At 47.8% G+C, this 21,685-nt stretch carries 22 protein-coding genes; 17 read left to right on the top strand and 5 right to left on the bottom strand.

Annotated elements, in window-relative coordinates; translation table 11 throughout:
* Nucleotides 1-173 precede the first annotated feature (173 nt).
* Nucleotides 174-2,798, bottom strand: a complete 2,625-nt coding sequence (acnB, locus tag H5336_RS00590; protein ID WP_185230402.1) for a bifunctional aconitate hydratase 2/2-methylisocitrate dehydratase — start codon at nucleotides 2,796-2,798, stop codon at nucleotides 174-176.
* Nucleotides 2,799-3,216: 418 nt separating this feature from the next.
* Between acnB and H5336_RS00585 the strand changes: the two genes are divergently transcribed.
* From H5336_RS00585 to H5336_RS00565, 5 genes are all read left to right on the top strand, one after another.
* Entirely contained in the window at nucleotides 3,217-3,987 is a 771-nt protein-coding gene (locus H5336_RS00585) for a CBM9 family sugar-binding protein (RefSeq protein WP_246438985.1), read from the top strand.
* Between the two features lie 7 nt (nucleotides 3,988-3,994).
* The gene (locus H5336_RS00580; RefSeq protein ID WP_246438984.1) at nucleotides 3,995-4,450 is read left to right on the top strand and encodes a DUF1289 domain-containing protein; all 456 of its coding nucleotides are present in this window, start codon (nucleotides 3,995-3,997) and stop codon (nucleotides 4,448-4,450) included.
* Nucleotides 4,447-5,061 carry a MiaE family protein gene (locus H5336_RS00575; protein WP_185230400.1) on the top strand — a complete coding sequence of 205 codons (615 nt, stop codon included), beginning with the start codon at nucleotides 4,447-4,449 and terminating at the stop codon, nucleotides 5,059-5,061. The genes H5336_RS00580 and H5336_RS00575 overlap by 4 nt, the downstream gene beginning before the upstream one ends.
* A gap of 191 nt (nucleotides 5,062-5,252) precedes the next feature.
* Nucleotides 5,253-5,810, top strand: coding sequence for a cytochrome c3 family protein (locus H5336_RS00570; RefSeq protein WP_185230399.1), 558 nt, complete (start codon nucleotides 5,253-5,255; stop codon nucleotides 5,808-5,810).
* On the top strand, nucleotides 5,803-7,113 hold the full coding sequence (locus H5336_RS00565) for a multiheme c-type cytochrome (RefSeq protein ID WP_221627956.1): 1,311 nt from the start codon (nucleotides 5,803-5,805) through the stop codon (nucleotides 7,111-7,113). The genes H5336_RS00570 and H5336_RS00565 overlap by 8 nt, the downstream gene beginning before the upstream one ends.
* Nucleotides 7,114-7,207: 94 nt before the next feature.
* Here the strand turns inward: H5336_RS00565 and H5336_RS00560 are convergent, their stop codons facing one another.
* Nucleotides 7,208-7,945: a UDP-2,3-diacylglucosamine diphosphatase gene (locus H5336_RS00560; protein WP_185230398.1), complete on the bottom strand. Its 738-nt coding sequence runs from the start codon at nucleotides 7,943-7,945 to the stop codon at nucleotides 7,208-7,210.
* Nucleotides 7,946-7,953: 8 nt separating this feature from the next.
* Nucleotides 7,954-8,445 carry a peptidylprolyl isomerase gene (locus H5336_RS00555; protein ID WP_185230397.1) on the bottom strand — a complete coding sequence of 164 codons (492 nt, stop codon included), beginning with the start codon at nucleotides 8,443-8,445 and terminating at the stop codon, nucleotides 7,954-7,956.
* Nucleotides 8,446-8,713: 268 nt separating this feature from the next.
* Here H5336_RS00555 and H5336_RS00550 point away from each other — a divergent pair, with 268 nt between their 5' ends.
* The 5 genes from H5336_RS00550 to H5336_RS00530 are packed head-to-tail and all read left to right on the top strand — an operon-like array spanning nucleotide 8,714 to nucleotide 13,404.
* The gene (locus tag H5336_RS00550; protein ID WP_185230396.1) at nucleotides 8,714-10,375 is read left to right on the top strand and encodes a glutamine--tRNA ligase/YqeY domain fusion protein; all 1,662 of its coding nucleotides are present in this window, start codon (nucleotides 8,714-8,716) and stop codon (nucleotides 10,373-10,375) included.
* 17 nt (nucleotides 10,376-10,392) lie between these two features.
* Nucleotides 10,393-11,769 carry a cysteine--tRNA ligase gene (cysS, locus tag H5336_RS00545; protein WP_185230395.1) on the top strand — a complete coding sequence of 459 codons (1,377 nt, stop codon included), beginning with the start codon at nucleotides 10,393-10,395 and terminating at the stop codon, nucleotides 11,767-11,769.
* A 5-nt stretch (nucleotides 11,770-11,774) separates the two neighbouring features.
* Entirely contained in the window at nucleotides 11,775-11,960 is a 186-nt protein-coding gene (locus H5336_RS00540) for a DUF3012 domain-containing protein (protein WP_221627955.1), read from the top strand.
* 8 nt (nucleotides 11,961-11,968) lie between these two features.
* A complete protein-coding gene (locus H5336_RS00535) occupies nucleotides 11,969-12,763 on the top strand; it encodes an ion transporter (RefSeq protein ID WP_185230394.1) in 795 nt (264 codons plus the stop codon).
* Nucleotides 12,764-12,774: 11 nt separating this feature from the next.
* On the top strand, nucleotides 12,775-13,404 hold the full coding sequence (locus H5336_RS00530; RefSeq protein ID WP_185230393.1) for a DNA-J related domain-containing protein: 630 nt from the start codon (nucleotides 12,775-12,777) through the stop codon (nucleotides 13,402-13,404).
* Here the strand turns inward: H5336_RS00530 and H5336_RS00525 are convergent.
* The gene (locus tag H5336_RS00525) at nucleotides 13,382-14,281 is read right to left on the bottom strand and encodes a fructosamine kinase family protein (RefSeq protein WP_185230392.1); all 900 of its coding nucleotides are present in this window, start codon (nucleotides 14,279-14,281) and stop codon (nucleotides 13,382-13,384) included. The genes H5336_RS00530 and H5336_RS00525 overlap by 23 nt on opposite strands.
* 226 nt (nucleotides 14,282-14,507) lie before the next feature.
* Here H5336_RS00525 and djlA point away from each other — a divergent pair, with 226 nt between their 5' ends.
* From djlA to H5336_RS00510, 3 genes are all read left to right on the top strand, one after another.
* Complete coding sequence (gene djlA, locus H5336_RS00520) at nucleotides 14,508-15,323, top strand: co-chaperone DjlA (RefSeq protein WP_185230391.1); 816 nt, start codon at nucleotides 14,508-14,510, stop codon at nucleotides 15,321-15,323.
* 87 nt (nucleotides 15,324-15,410) lie between these two features.
* A complete protein-coding gene (locus H5336_RS00515) occupies nucleotides 15,411-16,352 on the top strand; it encodes a S1/P1 nuclease (protein ID WP_185230390.1) in 942 nt (313 codons plus the stop codon).
* Nucleotides 16,349-17,179: an SDR family NAD(P)-dependent oxidoreductase gene (locus H5336_RS00510; protein ID WP_185230389.1), complete on the top strand. Its 831-nt coding sequence runs from the start codon at nucleotides 16,349-16,351 to the stop codon at nucleotides 17,177-17,179. The genes H5336_RS00515 and H5336_RS00510 overlap by 4 nt, the downstream gene beginning before the upstream one ends.
* Nucleotides 17,180-17,399: 220 nt before the next feature.
* On the opposite strand, the gene H5336_RS00505 is transcribed toward H5336_RS00510, so the two are convergent.
* Nucleotides 17,400-17,936 carry a DUF3806 domain-containing protein gene (locus tag H5336_RS00505; protein ID WP_185230388.1) on the bottom strand — a complete coding sequence of 179 codons (537 nt, stop codon included), beginning with the start codon at nucleotides 17,934-17,936 and terminating at the stop codon, nucleotides 17,400-17,402.
* A gap of 154 nt (nucleotides 17,937-18,090) precedes the next feature.
* On the opposite strand from H5336_RS00505, the gene H5336_RS00500 reads away from it, so the two are divergent.
* The 4 genes from H5336_RS00500 to H5336_RS00485 are packed head-to-tail and all read left to right on the top strand — an operon-like array spanning nucleotide 18,091 to nucleotide 21,658.
* The gene (locus H5336_RS00500) at nucleotides 18,091-18,468 is read left to right on the top strand and encodes a hypothetical protein (RefSeq protein ID WP_185230387.1); all 378 of its coding nucleotides are present in this window, start codon (nucleotides 18,091-18,093) and stop codon (nucleotides 18,466-18,468) included.
* 15 nt (nucleotides 18,469-18,483) lie between these two features.
* Entirely contained in the window at nucleotides 18,484-19,185 is a 702-nt protein-coding gene (locus tag H5336_RS00495; RefSeq protein ID WP_185230386.1) for a TIGR01621 family pseudouridine synthase, read from the top strand.
* Between the two features lie 53 nt (nucleotides 19,186-19,238).
* The gene (locus H5336_RS00490) at nucleotides 19,239-20,873 is read left to right on the top strand and encodes an alpha/beta hydrolase (RefSeq protein ID WP_185230385.1); all 1,635 of its coding nucleotides are present in this window, start codon (nucleotides 19,239-19,241) and stop codon (nucleotides 20,871-20,873) included.
* Entirely contained in the window at nucleotides 20,870-21,658 is a 789-nt protein-coding gene (locus H5336_RS00485) for a spermidine synthase (protein ID WP_185230384.1), read from the top strand. The genes H5336_RS00490 and H5336_RS00485 overlap by 4 nt, the downstream gene beginning before the upstream one ends.
* The last annotated feature ends 27 nt before the right edge of the window (nucleotides 21,659-21,685 follow it).

Genomic DNA, 21,685 nt, shown 5'->3' with positions numbered 1-21,685 from the left:
CTCGTTTTAAGCTGCTGGCTTTGTACCTTAAATTCTATGCAAAGGTATTGATTGTGGTCACTGAATAAGAAACCTTCTTATAAGTCTAGGGTGTGATTGGTTTGACGCTTACGCTGTATACAAAAAAGCCCCGATGAATCGGGGCTTATAGTGTGTGGGTTTGAGGTTAAAACCTACACTTTAACTTCTTCAACCTGAATGGCGGCAATGCGCTTGCCGTCTTCGGCGCCTTTCGCAAATTCAGCCACTTGGTCGAAACTCATGTAGCGGTAGATATCCGCAGACATAGTATCGAGCTTACTGGCGTATTCGAGGTATTCAGCGGGCGTTGGAAGCTTACCAAGAATACCTCCCACGGCGGCCAGTTCTGCGGATGTTAGGTAAACATTCGCACCAGCACCAAGGCGGTTGGGGAAATTTCGGGTCGAAGTTGAAAGTACCGTAGCGTTGTCCGCCACGCGTGCTTGGTTACCCATACACAGTGAGCAGCCGGGCATTTCCATACGTACGCCCTTGGCGCCAAAGATGTTGTAGTAGCCTTCCTCCATGAGCACATGCTGGTCCATTTTGGTCGGTGGCGACATCCAAAAGCGGGCGTTTAGGGTGCCGGAGGTTTGTTCGAATAGCTTACCCGCTGCGCGAAAGTGGCCAATGTTGGTCATACATGAACCGATAAACACTTCGTCAACGTTGTCACCGGCAACCGTTGACAACAAACGGGCGTCGTCTGGGTCGTTGGGGCAACAAACGATAGGTTCATTGATGTCGTTCAGGTCAATCTCGATTACGGCGGTGTATTCAGCGTCTGCATCAGCTTCTAGAAGGCTTGGGTTTTGCAACCACTCTTCCATCTTTTGGGCACGACGCTCTAGGGTACGCTTGTCGCCATAACCTTCGCTGACCATCCAGCGCAGCAGAGTGACGTTTGAGCGCAAGTATTCACTGATATCGGCGACATCCTGCTTGATGGTACAACCGGCAGCAGAGCGCTCGGCTGATGCATCTGACAGCTCAAAAGCCTGCTCAACAGTCAGGTCCTTAAGCCCTTCAATTTCGAGGATTCGGCCAGAGAAAATATTCTTTTTGCCTTTCTTGTCAACGGTGAGTAAGCCCTGTTGAATAGCGTAGTACGGAATAGCGTGTACAAGATCGCGCAAGGTAATCCCAGGTTGCATCTCGCCTTTAAAACGCACCAGTACAGATTCGGGCATATCCAGCGGCATTACGCCGGTGGCAGCAGCAAAGGCTACTAAGCCAGAACCTGCGGGGAAGGAAATACCCATAGGGAAGCGTGTGTGGGAGTCGCCACCGGTGCCTACGGTGTCTGGCAGTAGCATGCGGTTTAGCCAACTGTGAATGATGCCATCGCCGGGGCGTAGGGAAACACCACCACGGTTCATGATGAAGTCGGGCAGGGTGTGCTGGGTGTCGATGTCCACAGGTTTGGGGTAGGCGGCGGTGTGACAAAAAGACTGCATGGTCAGGTCGGCAGAGAAGCCAAGGCAAGCCAAGTCTTTGAGTTCGTCACGGGTCATTGGGCCCGTAGTGTCCTGAGATCCAACCGTCGTCATGCGTGGTTCGCAATAAGTGCCGGGGCGTATGCCTTCCCCTTCAGCTAATCCGCAGGCTCGACCAACCATCTTTTGGGCCAGAGTGTAGCCTTTACCGCTGTCTGCAGGTGCTGTTGGCGTGCGAAACTGGTCTGAAGTTGGCAAACCCAGTGCTTCACGCGCTCGGGCGGTGAGGCCACGACCAATAATCAGGTTAATACGACCACCGGCTTGTACTTCGTCAAGTAAAACGTCGGATTTTAAACCGAACTCGGAGATAGTTTCACCGGCTTCGTTGAGGATCTTTCCATCATAAGGGCGGATTTCGATGATATCGCCCATATTGAGATTATCGACGGGCGCTTCGAAAACCAATGCGCCGGCATCTTCCATGGTGTTATAGAAAATGGGGGCCACTTTATCGCCAATACAAATACCGCCACCACGCTTATTCGGTACACCAGAAATGTTGTCACCGAAGTACCACAACACGGAGTTGGTTGCAGATTTGCGAGAGGAGCCGGTACCTACAACATCGCCAACAAAGGCAACCTGTACGCCCTTTGCTTTAACGGCTTCAATTTGAGCCATCGGGCCTTTTGTGCCGGGTTCTGCAGGTTCAATTCCGTCACGGGCCATTTTGTACATAGCCAAGGCGTGCAGGGGAATGTCGGGGCGAGACCAAGCGTCCTGAGCAGGCGATAAATCGTCGGTATTGGTTTCGCCGGTAACTTTAAACACGGCGACTTTAATCGATTCGGCTACCGCATCTCGCCGAGTGAACCATTCAGCGTCAGCCCAGCTTTGCAGTACAGCTTGGGCATTGGTGTTACCAGCTTTGGCTTTTTCGTCTACATCGTGAAAAGCGTCGAACATAAGTAAGGTATGTTTGAGTTCTTCGGCAGCAATAGCCGCAAGCGCGGGGTCGTCGAGTAGAGACACCAGTGTTTCGATGTTGTAGCCGCCGTGCATGTTGCCCAGCAATTTTACCGCTGCGGCTGAGTCGATAAGGCTGCAGCTGTCGTCGCCTTTGGCGATAGCGGACAGAAAACCCGCTTTTACATACGCCGCTTCGTCAACACCGGGTGGCACGCGGTTGCTCAGTAAGTCGAGCAAAAAGTCTTCCTCACCTGTAGGAGCGGTTTTCAGCAGTTCAACTAACTGAGATACCTGTTCTACAGAAAGGGGTTTGGGGGGAATTCCAAGGGCTTCACGTTCAGCAACGTGTTCACGGTAGGCTTCAAGCACAATCAATGTCCTCTATATTTGTGGGTTACTCAGTACAACAGGATCTCTGCGCACGAGGCTATCGATAGCCGTTATCGATGATGTGATTACAGGGTAGCCGCTACAGCTGGTTATCAGTCTTTCAGTGTAGCTACTGGTTTATACGAGGTTTTGAATACGGGTCAGAGGTAACGACAAAAAGACGTACATACTGGTTGAAAGGTGATCAAAATCTCTGCTCAATGTAACCGGGGTGAGAATTCTACCCTAAAAAGCGCAAAATTCGGTAGTTTCAAATTTTATCGGCGCTATAACGAGATATTTTATATAGTGCATCCGCTGGAATTTGGCCGGTTAAGTGTCTATATTGCCGCGCAAATGTACGCTGCACCTAGGTTAGTAGGTTGTAATAGCAAGCAACCGTTCAGGAGTCATAATAATGAATAAAAGCATGGTCCAACTGATTACCTCAGTACTTCTACTTGCAACGGTGTTGGTTACAGGTGTTGAGGTTTATGCACAGAGTATCGTCGAAAACAAAAGCCTCTATAAAGCCCCGTTTGCTACTCATTCACCGAATGTAGACGGTGTTGCGGATGATCCCGTATGGGCGAAAGCAGAATGGAAGCCAATAGAAAACGTTTTGATTGGCGACAATCTTACCCCTGAGGACTTTAGTGGGCGCATGAAGGTCGTTTGGGATAGTAGCGCGCTCTACTTACTGGTTGAAATCGTTGATGACGTATTGTCTGATGTTTACGCCGACCCTCTTGTTCACTATTGGGACGATGAGGCATTAGAGATCTTTATTGATGAAGATGCGTCCGGAGGTGATCACCAATACAATCATAGTGCCTTTGCCTACCACGTTGCGCTGGATAACCAGGTAGTAGATTCCGGGCCGGACAAACAAGCCCACTTGTATAATCATCACCTGACAAGTGCCTGGCGGCGAAATAAAACCTCCACCGTGTGGGAGGTGAAACTTAAGGTTTATGCTGATGGCTATGTTGACGGCGACAAAAAGATTAAGCCTGTAAAACTTGTCAAAGGGAAAAGGCTCGGTTTTATGCTCGCGTATTGTGATAACGACGGTGGTGAGTCTCGGGAGCATTTTATTGCTTCAGAGGATATCGTAGCGGTAAACGGCGACCGAAACCGAGGCTGGATAACCGCCGATGTTTTTGGTGTACTGGAACTGGTTAAGTAATAAAGCCATGAACGAAAAACACAAACGCGTAAAAACACCCTGTATTGGTGTGTGCTCTACGGGCATTGGCGATAGCGTTTGTCGAGGTTGCAAGCGCTTTAATCATGAGGTCATTCATTGGAACAGCTATACCGACGGCGAAAAAAAAGCCGTTTTAAATAGACTGCAGTTACTATTAGCGCAAGTTGTTAGTGACAAAATTCAAGTGTACGACGTCGATAAACTCACCGATGAGATTAAACGCCAGCAAGTCCGTGTAAATGATCACTCAGATCCGCACTGCTGGGTGTTCGACTTACTGAAAGCAGGCGCGACCCAAATCAGTGATTTGAATACTTTTGGATGTAGGTTAAGGCCCGCGTGGCAAAATAGTTCTTTAATCGATATTCGAAATTTAATAGACGCTCATTTTTTTGAGCTTTCCTCTGCACATTACCAACGATATTTTTTTACGCCGCTATGATGCAAGCTATACATAACTTCCTGCTCTGTCCCACACCTGATAATTGGGTTCATTCCGCGCTCTTGCACCCTGACATGTTATTACTCGATCATGCCAATTGCGAAAAAAAAGCAGCGAGTACGGCACTGAATTTAATGTATCGTTATGTAGATGATTTTGAGTTGTTACATAAAATGTCGAGGTTGGCACGTGAAGAGCTTCGCCATTTCGAGCAGGTCATCACCATTATGGAGCAGCGTGGCATCCCCTATACTCAAGCAACCGCGAGCCGTTACGCTGCTGATTTACGCAAGCCCGTCAGAACATTCGAACCCGCTAAACTAATTGACACTCTAATAGTAGGGGCCATTATTGAAGCGCGTTCCTGCGAGCGTTTTGAAAAATTGGCACCTTTTCTCGACGAGGAGCTACAAAAGTTTTACCTCTCTTTGCTTAAGTCAGAATCCCGGCATTTTAAAGATTATTTGTCGCTCGCAAAAAAGGCCGCCGGTGGAGACGATATTTCAGATAGAGTGTCGGTTTTTCTTGAGCGAGATAGGGAGCTGGTGCTTTCTGCGGATACGGAGTTTCGTTTCCACAGCGGCCCACCCAGCGATGGAATACCGAATTGAGTGCGGCCAAACACTAAGCGTAATCGTTCGTATTTGCGCTGACGGGCTTTAGTCGAGTTATAGTTAATTAACACGACAATTTTTAACTTAAATTCCGCCATGCATACAATACTTACATAATTTATGGTTATACTCAGGCCAAGCATTAAAGGTTCCTTCAATAAAAAACCAGCTTGGCGGAAATAATAATCATGGTGTCAAAAGCTAAACTGCTCAAGGCCGTTGTATTCGCTGGAATAATTGGCATTTTTGTCACCATTAGCTGGGCGGTAGTCGATACGGGTATTCACGCTACCGGCGACTATGAGTTTTGCACCGGTTGCCACTCCCACATACCTATCGGCACCTCCTTTCGGGAAGACATTCACGGCGGTAACAACAGTGCTGGTTGGCGAGCTACCTGCAGTCAGTGCCATATACCTCACGATAATGCTTTGCATTACCTTTGGGTGAAAGGGGTTCATGGGGTTGTTGATCCAACAATGGAATTATTAAAAGACCCCTACGATATTGATTGGCATGGCAATCGTGAGAGACGAGAGCACTATGTTTACGATTCCGGGTGTCTCGAGTGCCATAAATTTCTGCAAGAAACCTCTGAAGCAAATCGAAAATCGTTTCGCCCGCATCGCAAGTACTTCAATAAAGAGGAAGAGGGCTTAAGTTGTGTGGGCTGTCACAAGCATGTTGGACATGCAAATCTAGGTATTCACTTAAAAGAGCAGGGCTGGGAGAAAAAAGATGAATAGAGTCATGCAGTATGCTTGTCTGTGCGTCTTGTTTTGCCTTTCCGTAGGAAGTTATGCGGCGGCAGGCAGTGTGGCACAGGTTAAAACGCTTAAAATGGAGCGTGATATTTCAAAAATAGGGCAAGAATGTATCAGCTGTCACCAGGTAGAAAGCCCTGGGCAGGTTGCAGACTGGAAAATGAGCCGGCACGCCCATGCGGGTGTTTCCTGTATCGATTGCCATAATGTCGAAAAAGAATCCCCCATGGCGACCCAGCACGAATCATTGGTGGGCACCGATGTTTATGTCACGGCGCTGGTTTCGCCCGCGGTGTGCGGTCGCTGCCACGTAGATGCAAAAAAACAATTTGATAGCAGTGGTCACTTCCGTGCCTATCACCAGATCATTCCAAAAGATAATCTACATGCACTCACCAACATACACGAAGGTCGTAGTCATCCCGAATTGCAGGGTGCGCCCAGCGAAACAGGCTGTATGCAGTGCCACGGCACCAAAATTGAGCTGGATGAAAAAGGTAAGCCCACCGTAGAAACTTGGCCTAATAACGGTATGGGTAATATTTACCCCGACGGATCAACCGGAAATTGCACCGCTTGCCACAGTCGCCATAAATTCGACATAGCTGAGGCGCGCAAGCCTAACGCCTGTGCTTCATGTCACCTCGGGCCTGATCACCCCAATATTGAAATATTCAATAATTCCAAGCACGGCCATATTTATAACACGGATTCAGATGATTGGCGTTGGGATACGGCACCAGATGCCTGGGAGCCTGGAGATTATCGCGCGCCAACCTGTGCAACCTGTCATATGAGCGGTATTGGCGAATTAAGCGTGACCCATAACGTCAGCGAGCGTTTGTATTGGAACCTTTGGGCAAAAGAGTCCAAGGTGCGCGGATCTACAGACGTACTCAGTCCTCTACTCGGTGACGGGCCTGCTGGTCGTGAAAAAATGAAGTCGGTGTGTAAGAACTGTCACAGCCCAACACACACGAAAGGCTTCTTCGCTCAGGGTGACAAGGCCGTTAGGTTGTATAACGAGGCTTATTACAAGCCCGCAACTGAAATGCTCAACGCACTGAAAGCGAAGAAGTTATTGAAGGATAACCCTTGGACCGATGAATTCCAGAAGACCTACTACTACTTGTGGCATCACGAGGGTCGTCGCGCTCGTCAGGGAGCCATGATGGGAGCGGCGGACTACGCTCACTGGCATGGATTCTTCGAGCTCCAGCAAGATCTATATGAGCTGGAGATGATTTACGAGAAGCGTATGAAAACTGGAAAGATAGAAGACTAATACCTGTTCCCGCCCACAAAAAAGGCTGTATTCCTATTCAGGAATACAGCCTTTTCATTTTCAGCCTAAGCTACTCGGCTATTTAGGCCGTATGCTAAGCCTCGATGGGAAAAGAGTGGAGTGATAATCCTTGCTCGTTGGCACAGATATACCAGCCGTGGCTATCCCAGTCGCCAAGAACGTAGCGCTTAGCCTCGGTACCTTCAACCGCTAAGTCATGCACTTTAGGGCGGTGAGTGTGACCGTGAATTAAACAGGTTACGCCGTGCTTGGCCATAACCGCATTTACCGCATCAGCGTTAACATCCATAATATCTTCAGCTTTAGTGGCATTCATAGACTGGCTTTGCTGGCGTAGTTGCTGTGCCATTACTCGCCTTTGGGCAAGTGGCACCTGAAGTACTGTTTGCTGCCATGTCACATTACGTACCTGTGCTCGAAAGCCCATGTACTCAGTGTCATCAGTGCAAAGGCTATCGCCGTGCATGAGCAGAACTGGCTGGCGATTTAGCGCTATGAGGTGTTCCTCAGCAAGAAGCGTAACCCCGGTTTTTGCGGCGAAAGCTTCGCCTACCAGAAAGTCTCGATTGCCACTCATAAAGTAAATAGTTAGGCCGCTATCTGTCCAGTTGCGTAACGTCTCCAAAATACCCAAATAAAAGGGTTCGTCTTCATCGTCGCCAATCCAGGCATCAAAAAAGTCCCCAAGAATATAGAGTGTATTACCCCGTGAGGCAGGAAGAAGGTGTTGTTCAACAAAACGGCTGAAAGCCTCGGCGAGATCTTCTCGCGAGGCTTTCAAATGAAGGTCTGAGATAAAAAAGTCGGCCATGGCAGCGATTAAACTACAGTGGCTGATTCGATTACAACAGAATCGACCGGTACATCTTGATGGCCGTGCGCACTGCCGGTTTTAACCGCTTTAATCTTTTCGATTACGTCCATACCTGAAGCCACTTTGCCAAATACGCAGTAACCCCAGCCCTGCATATCTTTGCTCTTGTGGTTAAGAAAGTCGTTATCTTTAACGTTGACGAAGAACTGTGCGCTGGCGCTGTGGGGGTCTCCGGTGCGTGCCATGGCAATGCTACCGTTCACATTAGAAAGCCCGTTATCGGCTTCGTTTTCGATATTGGCGCGGGTTTCTTTTTGGCTCATATCGGCTGCAAAACCACCGCCCTGGATCATGAATCCGTCAATTACACGATGAAAGATAGTACCGTTGTAAAAGCCTTCTTCTACGTATTGTTTGAAGTTTGCCGCTGTTTTGGGTGCTTTTTCGAAATCTAGCTCGAGTTCGATGTCGCCAAAATTTGTTTGTAATTTGATCATTTCACGTTCCTGTTCGGTTACTGTTTCGTTAATTCCAGAAGGCTGGGGTGTTCGAGGCTTTGAAGTTGGGTAGCTGCACACCCAAATGGGTCTGCACGTTTCGCAAGCGCTTAGCGACAATAAATAAATGCTTACCCAAGGTGGAATGAATTTAATGTCGTCAGGCCCTAGAAGGCGGCTATAATACGCGCTTTTATCGGGCTTGAGAAACCGGGTCGAAGCTGATTCGGTAGCCATCTTTAGTTTAGTAGCAACCAAGTGAGTCTACATGAGTGCCGACGACAAACCTCTGAACTTCCTCGAACAAATTATCAAGAAAGATTTGGAAGCAGGGGTACACCCAAAAGTAATTACCCGTTTTCCTCCAGAACCTAATGGTTACCTCCATATCGGGCACGCCAAATCTATTTGTTTAAATTTTGGCCTAGCCGAGACCTTTGGTGGCGAATGCAACCTGCGTTTCGATGACACAAACCCTGAGAAAGAGGAAATGGAGTACGTTGAGGCGATTAAGGAAGATGTGCGTTGGCTAGGCTTTCAGTGGGCTGGCGATGTACGTTATGCCTCCAGCTACTTCGACACGCTCTACCAGTGGGCCCAACATCTGGTGCGTGAGGGCAAAGCCTATGTGTGTGACCTAACCCCTGAGCAGGCTCGAACCTACCGGGGAACACTTACTGAGCCGGGCAAAAATTCGCCCTACCGCGAGCGTAGTGTTGAAGAAAGCCTCGACCTGTTGGATCGTATGCGGGTTGGCGAGTTTGATGAGGGCACCAAGGCACTGCGGGCAAAAATAGATATGGCCCACGGCAACATGAACATGCGTGACCCTATTTTGTATCGTATACGTAAGCAAGAGCATCACCAAACGGGTAATAAATGGTCGATTTACCCCATGTACGATTTTGCTCATGGTCAGGAAGATGCAATAGAAAATATTACCCACTCCATTTGTACGCTTGAATTTTCTGACCATCGGGCCTTGTATGAATGGTTTATAGAAAACCTGCCGGTACCGTCGAAGCCGAGGCAATATGAATTTGGCCGCTTAAACTTAAGCTACACGGTTATGTCAAAGCGCATACTCAAGCGGCTGGTTGATGAAAAACATGTGGACGGTTGGGATGACCCGCGCATGCCTACCATTGCGGGGTACCGTCGTCGTGGTTATAGCGCTGCGTCCATCCGTAAGTTTTGTAACATGATTGGCGTTACCAAATCCGATGGGGTAGTAGACGTCGCCATGTTGGAGCATGCGATACGCGACGATTTAGACAAAAACGCACCGCGTGCAATGTGTGTACTGAACCCATTAAAAGTCGTGCTCACCAACTACGATGAAAACAAAACTGAAGTTGTGGCTGCACCGGGGCATCCTAATCGCGAAGATCTACCGGCACGAGAATTACCCTTCGGTCGGGAAGTTTTTATTGATGCCGATGATTTTCGAGAAGAAGCCAATAAAAAATATAAACGATTAGTTCTAGGCAAGCGCGTTCGTCTGCGCAATGCTTATGTTATCGAGGCCGATGAGGCTATCAAAGATGACGCCGGTAATATTATTGAAGTGCGAGCGCGGGTAATTGAAGGCACCATCGGCAATAACCCTGAAGATGGTGTAAAGCCGAAAGGGGTTATTCAGTGGGTGGCCGTTCACGACCACGCCGAGTTTTCGGTTCGCTTATATGACAGATTATTCACCGTTCCGGCACCAACCGGGGGTGGTAAAGACATAGCCGAAAGCCTTAACCCCGAGAGCCTAACGCTATTGAAAAACTGTAAAGGTGAAAAGGGTTTACTGCATGCAGAGCAAGGGCAGGGGTTTCAGTTTGAGCGCGAGGGTTATTTTTGCCGCGACGCCAAATTAGATGATCTTGTTTTTAACCGCACAATAGGCCTGCGTGATAGCTGGGCAAAATTAGACAATTAATTAATAAAGAATTAGCAATGACACTTACGGTATACAACACAGCAACTCGAAAAAAAGAACCTTTTCAGCCGATAAAGGCAGACCATGTAAAAATGTACGTGTGTGGGCCTACGGTTTACAACCTAGTTCATATTGGCAACGCCCGCCCGGTTGTGGTTTTTGATACGCTTTTTCGGGTGTTGCGCTATTTGTATGGCAACGTTACCTATGCGCGAAATATTACCGACATAGACGATAAGATCATGAAAGCCGCCGCCGAAAATGGAGAGCCAATTAATGTTTTGGCTGCACGTTATGCGGCCGATTACGAAAAAGACATGGCCCAGCTGAATGCACTGCCGCCTACAATCGTGCCTTATGCAACCGAGCATTTGGACGAAATGATTACCATGACGCAAGCACTCATCGATAAAGGTCACGCCTATACCGCTGAAGGTCATGTATTGTTCGACGTTAAATCAATGGCGGATTACGGCAAACTGTCGAACCGTTCGTTAGACGATATGCTTGATGGCGCGCGAGTAGAAGTAGCGTCTTATAAAAAATACGCTGGCGATTTTGTTTTATGGAAACCCAGTAGTGAGTCTGAGCCTGGCTGGGATAGCCCATGGGGTAGGGGGCGGCCAGGGTGGCACCTTGAATGTTCAGCCATGATCGAAAAGCACCTGGGTAATACTATTGATATTCACGGTGGTGGCCGCGACCTTATTTTTCCTCACCATGAAAATGAGCTGGCGCAAAGCCAGTGTGCGCACAACGGTGAACAGTATGTAAAATACTGGATGCACAACGGTTATCTCAATATCGACGGCGAAAAAATGTCCAAGTCACTTGGTAATTTTCGCACAGTGCGAGAGCTGCTTGCGTTATACAGCGGTGAAGTCATTCGTTTTGCACTGCTTTCTGCACAGTATCGATCGGAGTTAGATTTTTCTGCTGAGTTACTGGAGCAATCGAAATCCAGTCTGGATTCGCTCTACGGCGCATTATCCAAAATAGAAGACGACATTGCGCCTTCTAGCGAAGCACTTGAGAAAAATCCTGGTTTTAAAGCGTTGATGGACGATATGAATACGCCTCAAGCGATTAGTGAATTACATCAGCTGGCCAAGTTAATCAACAAAGCCGACGCCGGTAGTGAGCAGGCGCAGATGGCCAAGGGCATGATGCTGTCACTGTCGAATCTTATGGGCTTGCTTCAGGAAGACGCTGAAGCTTGGTTTAAGGGCGATGCTAACGATGATGCCGGTTGGATAGATGCCGCGATCGAGGAGCGCAAGCAGGCAAAGTTGGACAAACAGTATGCAAGAGCCGATGAGATACGTGCAGAATTAAGTGCTAAAGGCATTTTGCTAGAAGATTCACCGGCAGGTACAACTTGGCGTAAGGCATAATAAGTATGAATGTATTGCGGCTATTAGGCGGTATTTGGGTGGTTATGGCTTTGGCTTTTGTTTTCGGTTGCAGTGAAAAGACAATGCCAGAGGAGTGGTGCGAACAAATGATGGAAAAGCCGAATAAAGAATGGCAAGAAGAAGAGTTTAAGTTGTTTGCCAAAAGCTGTATTCCAGAAGATGAGTCCTGATACTTAATATGTCTGCCGTTTCCCTTAATGCCCGATTCCTACGCATAAAGTCGAATAGAATTTTCGAAACCTTTATTATCGCAATTATTATTTTTTCGGCACTAATTGTGGGTGCAAAAACCTATGATATATCGCCTTCCATCGCTAAAGCCGTGGCTATACTGGATTGGCTGGTAACGGTTATTTTTATAGTCGAAATTATCATACGTTTTCTTGCGGAGGAGAATAAGAAGCGTTTTTTTCACAGCGCGTGGAATATATTTGATACGGTCATTGTGTTGGTTTCGGTAATACCTATTGATAATTCCGATATGGCGCTTATCGGGCGACTTATTCGGATATTCCGTGTATTACGTATGATATCGATAATTCCTGAATTAAGGATGTTGATTACCAGCTTAATAAAGGCGCTGCCTCAACTGGGCTATGTGATGCTGCTGATGTTCATCATCTACTATATATACGCAGCTGTTGGTGCTACTTTTTTTGGTGAAATCAACCCTACGTTATGGGGTGATGTTTCTATTAGTATGCTTACGCTGTTTCGGGTTATGACGTTTGAAGATTGGACTGACGTTATGTACGAAACGATGGATGTGTATACCCTCAGTTGGACCTATTTTCTATCGTTTATATTCTTTACGGCATTTGCTTTTTTAAACATGGTTATTGGTATTGTGGTGAATGTTATGGAAAAGGAGCACCAAACACTGGTGGAGGAAGGTTTAAGTAAAGAAAGTGAAGAGCTAGCGGCCATTCGTATTGAGCTAGCGGAAATCAAATCGTTGCTCCAAAAAAATTAAGCCGTACGCACTTGGATATTACGCCGCATATACTCGATAAAGCTATTCAGCTTGTTGAGGCGCAAGTCGCTAATCGTCTGGCCAATAATTTTACTGTTTCAATTACCCCTGAAATACTACTTTCTGAATTCGACGCCATTAGGTTGCTAGACCCTTTAGAGTTGGTTTGGGCTAAGCCGCCTATGCTTGCGATCTTTCAGAAGCACTTCCTTGTTCGCAATTGCTTCTATAGGTTTTGTGCGAAAAGCGGCAAGCATGCCACGTTAGACTTTAGTATTTCGGCGCTTGGGCTTGAAGTGCGGCAATTGCAGGCCGAGGCACCTGCAGCGCAGTACGTGGGTCATACCTCTGGGTTTTTGGCTCTGGAGGCCTTTTATTTGGAGTTGGATAACTTCCATAAGGCAACAGAAGATACCGTTGCCGAATTGCTTTCAAGTTTTTGGACTAAATATCACGCCTTAGATGAATGTGAAGCGTCTTTACAGGTACTTAATTTGGAATCAGATGTTAGCTGGGAAGATATCAGCAAGCGCTATAGAGTATTAGCACAGCAACATCACCCCGACAGAGGCGGGGACTCTGAGCAATTCATTAAGATTAAAAAGGCGTATACGATGCTTAAGCAGGTTTACAAGCCATAATGCTTTCCATGCACTCCATGGTGGAAGTCAAATAGCCTTCACCAAACAAATTTACGTGATTCAGTAAATGGTACAGGTTGTAAATGTTTTTACGATTGACGTAGCCTTTATCCAGTGCCCATATACGGCTATAGGCGGAGTAAAAATCGGCGTTAAAACCGCCGAATAACTCAGTCATGGCAATATCGGCTTCTCGGTCACCGATGTAGCAAGCAGGGTCGAATATAACGGGTTCGCCGTTCTGGTCGAACGCTTTGTTGCCGCTCCAGAGGTCGCCGTGTAATAGACAGGGTGCTGGTTGGTGGTCGCTAAGGGCTGTTTTAATGGCGTTGATCGTGGGCGTTTTGAGCGTTAAAAGGGCTTTGTAGCCTTTGTTTATCGCCCTGTGAAGCTGTGGCTGGATTCTTCGCTCTATCCAAAAGTCGCCCCAGCGCGGTAGGCATTCATTTTGCTGTACGGTGCCACCAATATAGTTGTCTTTATCAAATCCATAGGGTTTAAGTGAATGGGTGCTTTTTTGATGAAAAAACGCTAGCTTTTGCCCCAACTTTCCGTGCAAACCGTGTTCTTTGAGCGGAATGTATTCCATGACTAGGCAGTGCCAATTTTCAATTTGAGTACAGAGTAATGGCGAGGGGCAACGAACGGCCTGTAGTTGCTGAATGGCTTTAAGGCCGTCATGTTCAGCGGCAAAAAAATCCGAGGGTTTGTTTCTGTTCAGTTTAATAAAAAGAGGCGTATTGGATGTGTGTGCAATAAACGATAAATTAATGTCGCCGCCATACACCGGTTCCAGCTCAAGTTTTGGTTCCGGAATACTACCTTGCTGGCAAAGCCGTTTTCCCAGTGCTAGTACGATACTATTCGGAATACGCATAAGAGTGGCCCCGTATTTAGACCATTAGAGTGTGTTTACTTGGCTAAAGGCTTTCGTAGGTAGCTAAAGGCTATTCATAATAGTCGCCTTACTCGAATCCTATCCTTACTCGAATCCTATCCTTACTCGAATCCTATCCTTACTCGAATCCTATCCTTACTCGAATCCTATCCTTACTGAAAAACCGTTATAATTGGCTTTCTTTTTAATATGTCTAGGTTATCACATGTTCGGAAAAGTCATTGCCGGCCTTATTGGGTTCGTTACTTTGGGGCCTCTGGGCCTATTGATTGGTGTATTTGTTGGCCACTTGTTCGACAAAGGTCGCCAGGGCCTTCGCGGACAGTTCGATCCTCAGCGGCGAGCCGAAATTGAAAATGCTTTTTTCTCGGCTGTGTTTCCTTTGTTGGGTTACATTGCCAAGGCTGATGGCCGTGTAAGCCAAGATGAAATCAGCGGTACCGAGCAGTTGATGGTGAAGATGAACCTGTCTGTGGAGTCTCGACAGCGCGCAATTCAATTGTTTAAACAGGGTACCGAAGCTGGGTTTTCGCTTGATGCAACGGTTGAAGAGTTCGTAACACATTGTGGTCGCTATAACGATTTAAAGCAGATTCTGTTGGTTTACCTTATATCTTTGGCGTTTGCCGATGGCCATTTGCACGAGGAAGAAGAGCGCATTCTCGCGCAAATTGCTAGCGATTTAGGCTATTCACGTTATGCCTTTAATCATCTAATTGGCATGGTTAAAGCGCAGAGCTTCTTCCACCGTAGTCGGCAGTCTGGTGGGGGGCAGCAATCTTGGGGTGGGCAGCAGGGGCCATCGGCCAACGAGCTTGAGCTGGCCTATGAAGCGCTTGGGGTAAAAGCCTCGGCCACGGATGCCGAACTGAAGCGGGCTTACCGTAAGCTGATGAGTGAATTTCATCCAGACAAGCTAGCTGGCCGGGGTGTCCCAGAAAACATGGTTAAGGTGGCCACAGAGCGTACTCAGGAAATTCAAACCGCCTATGACCTTATTAAAAAATACCGTAAGGCATAACTGAATGGGCCACACCCTATATAGACTGCTCCATAAATGCGGCCAGTTAAAATGCAGCTAGTGAGAAAGCGTTCAGAGAAATTTCTGTTGTGGCTTTTTCTTTTGTTTGGTATGGGGGCCGCCAATGCCTGGTCTCCGCAGGGGCACGGTGTTATTGCGTTAGCCGCGGTCTCTGATTTAAGTCTTGAGCATCGCACGGTTCTCCACGAGCAAGCGCGCATACTCTGGCAACACAGGGCAAATAAAAAAAGTCAGCGTTATGCAGGCCGAAGCTGCAATGTTGCCGACAATACCACCGCTGCAATCGCGGGTATTACAGGCGCCGATAGCGCAAAAATTATTTGTTTTCTCGCATACTGGCCCGACACGGTACGCAAGCATTCCCTTGAAAAACTTTTTCGTTCAGTTGGCGGTTCCGTGCCGGCAACCCTGGCTCCCTTTGCATCAGAAACAACAGCCAATTGGCATTATTACAATAGTGTATACGATCGGCGCCATGATAAATTTCTGCCTGAATGTGAGCGCCTGAACAGGGGGAAGCTTGCAGATGTTTTACCGCTGCTGACAAAAGCCTACACAGAGGCTGAAGCCAGCGAAACCAAAGCCGTATTGCTCAGCTTCATTGTTCATTTGGTAGCGGATGCGCATCAACCGCTGCACGCCTTTGCTGCGAGCATTAAACACTGTGAACACGACCTCGGTGGCAATCGTGTTTGCTTGAAATCCAGCCAAAAAAAGCGTGGCAAATGCAGTGTGTCTTTACATAAGTACTGGGATGCCGGCGGAGAGCTGTTTTCAGCGAAATCGGGTTATGTGGTGGGCTTGCGCCCCGAAATGCTAAACGTAGGTTTTAACGTAGCTGGTTGGCTGCAAGAGTCAAAAAGTCTTGCGCCTCAGGTCTATAGCTACAACCCAGAGTCGCCGCTTTCGAATGCCTATCGAAATACGGTGACAGCAATATCCGATACTCGTGTCACCTGGGCGCAACACCGGCTCACCGTATTACTTGAGGAGTTATTGTCGAAATGACAGGCAAATTTGTTGTGGTAACGGGTTGTTCTACGGGTATAGGTTTATGTGCCGCAACAATGCTTACCGAGCGTGGCTATCGGGTGATTGCCACCGTCAGGGATTCGCATTCGTCTGCGGCTTTAAAAGCGGCGGGTATCCATACGGTTCTTCCGTTGGAGTTGGCTGATTCGGCGTCTGTTTCAGAGTGCGTGCAAAAGATTTTAGAGATTACCAACGAGCAGGTTTTTGCAGTCTTCAATAACGCTGCATACGGGCAACCAGGTGCCGTAGAAGATTTGTCGCGAGAGACTTTACGAAAACAATTCGAAACCAATTTATTTGGCACGCACCAGTTCACCATGGGCTTGTTACCCTCAATGCTAAAAATGGATGATGCGCGGATTATTCAAAACAGCTCTGTTCTGGGGTTTGTCGCGATGCCCATGCGAGGCGCCTACAATGCGAGTAAATTTGCACTCGAAGGGTTGTCTGACACATTACGTTTAGAGCTAAAGGATAGCGCTGTAAAAGTTGTCTTAATTGAACCGGGCCCTATTACATCGGCGTTTCGTAAAAATGCATTGGTGGCGCTGGAGCGCGAGATTAATTTTAATAGTAGTAGGCACAGAAGCCGTTATGAAACGGCAATAGCAAGGTTACAGAAAGCCGGCCCTACAGTGCCGTTTACCTTGCCTCCGCAAGCGGTTGTAAAAAGCTTATTGCATGCGCTTGAATCTACTCGGCCAAAGTATCGTTACAGAGTTACTTTCCCCACGCATCTGATGGCAGTATTGAAAGTTTTGCTGCCGAATTGGTTGATGGACAAAGTGTTGGGGCGCTTCTAATGCATAGCGCTATTTCTTAGAGCAATTTCCTAGCGCTATGCAGGGTCTCCGTATGCATTGAATGCGCGCAATAAAGACTTAAATCTAGATTATGCCTGCGGATGCGGGTATCTCATTTTAACCTACGCCAAAGCCTCAAAAATACTAGCCTCCCGCTTTCGCGAGATTGGCTATGGCGGTGTGGCCGGGCCTATGCATTTCCGTGGAGCTGCGCGCAGCGCTATGGCGCTATTGTGTACGGGGTTTTGGGTAAAAAGGGTTTTACGCTATCCACAGCCTTTGAGTAAACGCGGTTAACATCGGGTTTTAAGCCAACCTCCATACGTCTAGAGAGCATGGTAATAGGGAAAAGGCAGTTGACTGAATCTTTTATGCAGACCGCCTGGGTAGAGCCAAGGTCGTCTTCGTATACCACCCATTCTAGGTCAGCGGTTTCGTGTACAAGGATGTCGCCTAGTGCGACACCCAGTGCCTGAAGCTGCGCGGTGTCATCTTTTGGAATAACGTCCTCGGTCACAAGTCTTTGCAATACGGGGATATCTAATATATTACCGCGTAGGCGCTTGCCGTAGTGGGTGGCAATAAGGGTGTTCACGGTTTTACGCTGGCTGTCCATAAAATTTTGGTTGAGCCAATTCAGCTCGCGTACGCTGGGGCCATCGTCGTATTTTGCCAGTACCTTGCTCGCCACATCAGCATCGTTAGCGGATGCATGTAGAGACAGGAGCGCGAGTATAGGGAGTAAAACGTATTTCATTGGGTCAACCTAAGTAATGTGCGTAAACTAATCTACCGCGGATTATATTATGAGAATGTGGGTCATTGTCGATAGGTTAGCATCGCTTGGGTCAAATTCTTGTACGTTTTATTGCTAAAATAGCGTTTCCCCCTAGTCGGTTACGGTTGGCTTTATGCAAAAAGTACTCATCATTATTACGCTAATATCCGTTACTGCTGCGGGTTACAGTTATATGAATGGCCATAGGCAATCACGTGTACACCAAGAGCAGGTGGCAAGTTTAAGCGCGCAGCTTCAGCGAATGGAGGAGCATGCCCTTGTACTTGAGCAGCGTGTTCTAGAGCTCGAGGGTATAAATGCTCAGCTTCAGCAAGGTTCGGTGGATACCATTATAGATAAACCCAATCAAAATCTGGCTGAAAAATGGTCTGATATGGTTGAGCACTTTGCTAATGAAATGGACAAGCTGGGCACAATACTCGAGCGTGAGCTGGGTAGCGAAGAGAAGAAGGACAATAAAAACAACGATGACGATGACCTATCCATATAAGGCCGAAGCTTCCTAATGATCACAGATAAACCTTTAAAGATACTTGGCGAGACTGAAAAGTTCGTTGTAATAGACAAACCTATTAACCTTGAAGTCCATGCTTCAGGCAGTACCGAAAATACTCACAATACGGTGCAGGCAAGAATAAGACACCAGTTGAATGACGATGCTCTTCATCTGTGTCACCGCCTTGATCGTGTGACTTCGGGCCTATTGTTGATGGCAAAAGGGGCCGCGGCGAATTCTGAGATTTCTCAACTTTTCCAAGATCGCTTGGTTAGTAAGTTTTACATTGCTGTATCGGACCAAAAGCCGAAGAAAAAACAAGGCTCCATAAAGGGCGATATGCAGAAGGCGCGCAATGGTAGCTGGAAGCTCGCGCGTTCGCATTCGAACCCCGCCGTAACCCGGTTTTTTAGTTTCGGCCTGGGAACCGGTAAGCGCTTGTTCGTGTTAAAACCTGAAACCGGCAAGACCCATCAACTACGGGTGGCGATGAAGTCTCTTGGTGCACCGATACTGGGAGACACCCGTTACGGCGGAACCGAGAGTGACCGCTGCTATTTACATGCGTATTCACTCGGCTTTAACCTTGATGGGGTCGCATATTATTATCAATCGCTACCGCAAGAGGGCGATGCTTTCCAAGCAGAATCGCTCGTAAAATGTATCGCCGGTATTGGTGATTTCAGCGAATTGTCTTGGCCGCATAAGTGACACCCATCCGTGTTTGCTTGCGGTGGATGTGGCGGCTGATTTCAGGTTTATTTATGTCGGGCTTTATGCTCGGCTGTGATAAACCTGAGGCGCCAGTACAAAAGCCCGAGAGCGCCTTGTCAGACCGCGTGTGTGATATGAAGCTGCCAGAGGCTACGGGGGTGCAAGTAAAGTGTTTGTGGTATCAAACCAATGTGACCGCAGGCTTTAGCCTTCCCGCCGTGCTTTTTTCTAAAACGCTCTATTTGGCCGACCGTTTACTGGTGTATATTCCGGGAGGGCCGGGCTCCGGAGGGCAGGCCAGTGCGAGTCAAATGCAATATTGGTTTGATTGGTATACCGAAACCTCAATTAATGCCGATCTACTTATTTACTCACCAAGAGGCACGGCGGGTAGCCATCCCCATTGGGTTTGCCCGGAGTACGAAAACCTGTCGCTCACGGTTGTAGCGCAGAATACTAGCCTTGAACAAGAATCGATAGTTACTCGCCCAGTTTTGGACGAGTGTTTGGCACGCTATGATCGTCGCTTAAAAAGTGCGGGTAATAGTCTCGGGCTTGGCGTGTTCTCCTCCCGCGAGCAGGCGCGCGATATCTTAGGCATGATTGAACAGCTGGGCTATCGGGAATCACACCTCTGGGGTGTTTCCTATGGTAGTCGCGTTGCGCTTGTAGCGGCGGGTCTGGCTAAAAAAATACCGCTACCGAGAGCCCTACCCAAGACTAGGCTCGCGAGTAAGCCCAATGCAGCGATCACCTCGTTAATTCTAGATTCTCCGTACCCGCCAGGGAGGGGAGGTTTGTCTAATTGGTCTGCGCTGCGGGAAAATGCGCTGGCATTGCATGCCAGTCAATACCAAAAGCTACACAACGTAGATACACAGGCTTTTTATACCCTGTGGGAAAACGCAATTGAAAAGGCCGTAAGCCAAAATGAACCGAATTATTCGACGCTAGGTGCCGGTTGGGTGTTTAACGTGAGTAACTGGTACAACAGCGAAATTCCACCCTCGGGTATGGAGCGCTTAGCAATTTATACGCATGAAAATATCGGCTTCGCTTTGAACGACCACAGGTTAATAGCTTTAATGTTCTTTTCACTGTACGACACGGCGATGTCTCACGTTTTTTACGAAGCATTAGCCGAAATGTCGGATGCGCCCTTGTTGAATGAAAATAAATCAGCTTTTGCATCAACTCAATTCCTACTCGATACATTTGTTAACAGCGCGTTTGAACCGAATTTTAATTCACTGGTATTCTATTCGGCGGAGTGCGCTGACAATCAACAAGATACAGAGGCCGACTATAATCAGGCCTATGTTAATTATCCCGGCTGGGCGGCGTATTTGAAAACGCTTAAAAAAAACGATATTTGTTCGGGCGATTATTTTAATAACCTACCGAATTTAAAGGCTGACATTAATGTTTCTAACCCTACAATGGTAATTGCGGGCACTCAAGATCATGTAACCCCTATGGGCTGGGCCCAAGCTTTAGTCGCAGGGCCAAGCGCTGCCAATCGGTTTTTAGTTGCGGTAGAGTCGCCGCACAGCGTACTGGGCGCTGGTGCCTGTTCTTCACAGTTGCTGGGGTTTTGGCTTGAAGCCGCCGAAAATCGAACCTCTGCTGCAAAAGTGCAGGCGGCCGCAGCGCAATATTGTAACAATGCAGAACAATTGAAATGAGCGTTATTTGGCAGAAGGAAGTTGGCGGTACTTTGTATGAGGTGCGCACGGCAGGCAGCAGTGTGCGGCTTTACACAGGAGGTATATTCCACAGTCAGTGGAACCCAAAATACCCATTGTGTGGCAGCCTATGGGATTTGCTGGTTTTGCCAGCGCTAACGTTCTATGTGCACATAACAGCGGCTGAAAATCTTCGCTGTGCGGTGCTGGGTGTTGGTGGCGGTGCGGTATTAAATCAATTGCGTCATTTCTTTCCGGGTATACAGGTGACGGGCGTCGATTTGGATAGAACGCATTTGTCCGTTGCGCGCAATCATTTTCGCTTAAACCGAAAAAACATATTGTTGGAGCATAGTTGCGCCATTGCTTGGGTCGAGAAAGCCGAATCCGTAGCCCGCCAGTACGATCTGATCGTTGAGGACTTATTCGTGGGGCAAGCGCTTAACAATGGTAAAGTTGAGCCCGCGCGCGCATTGGCGGTGGATGAAGCCTGGCTGAGCAGCCTGTCGGCATTGTTAAACGACCAGGGTACCCTGGTCATTAATTTTGAATCTCTCAGTCAGTTTAAAAAAGCCTGTAAGCTATCAGTGTTGAAGAGCCTCGGGTTCGAGAGTATTCTTGCCTTTACTAAACCTCAGTACCATAATGCCATAGGCGTTTTTTCGCGGGTGAAGCAGGTTTCAAACCCGAGGAAACATTTGATGCAAAACCTGGAGGATTTGGGGGCACTGTCTTCCCCTATCCGGAAAAGGGTTGTCGATTTTAAAATTCATCGCGTGAGGTAGGCAAACAATATGATGTGGCTACGCAAC

This window comes from Teredinibacter franksiae (genome assembly GCF_014218805.1).
Classification (GTDB): Bacteria; Pseudomonadota; Gammaproteobacteria; order Pseudomonadales; family Cellvibrionaceae; genus Teredinibacter; species Teredinibacter franksiae.
The sequence above is the reverse complement of the archived record's forward strand: the minus strand, read 5'-3'. Positions and strand labels throughout refer to the sequence as shown.